Origin of the sequence: Pseudoalteromonas sp. SG45-2 (genome assembly GCF_014164115.1) — a bacterium.
GTDB classification, from domain to species: domain Bacteria; phylum Pseudomonadota; class Gammaproteobacteria; order Enterobacterales; family Alteromonadaceae; genus Pseudoalteromonas; species Pseudoalteromonas distincta.
Genome location: NZ_JACJEO010000074.1, coordinates 1 through 320, shown reverse-complemented (window position 1 = coordinate 320; position 320 = coordinate 1). Strand labels below are relative to the sequence as shown.

The following is a 320-nucleotide window of genomic DNA, read 5'->3' as shown; positions in this document are numbered from 1 at the left end:
AAACGAGTCTAAAAATTCAGTTGTCCTAGTGACACATTTATGTGTCCCCATCGTCTAGAGGCCTAGGACACCGCCCTTTCACGGCGGTAACAGGGGTTCGAATCCCCTTGGGGACGCCACTTACTATTTTAAGTATTGTGTAAAGCAGTGTGACACCGCACTCTCTATGCACGACGTTATCAAGAGTACTAATCGCTTGGGGACGCCACTTACTTATTTTAATAGGGAAGTGTAGTGTTATTAAGAAAGCTCGCCTGAAACGAGTCTAAAAATTCAGTTGTCCTAGTGACACATTTATGTGTCCCCATCGTCTAGAGGCC

General features: G+C 45.3%; 1 tRNA gene. It reads left to right on the top strand.

Annotation, left to right across the window (positions count from 1 at the left end):
• Nucleotides 1–43: 43 nt before the first annotated feature.
• Nucleotides 44–119 (top strand) — tRNA-Glu (locus H5116_RS20150).
• Nucleotides 120–320 lie beyond the last annotated feature (201 nt).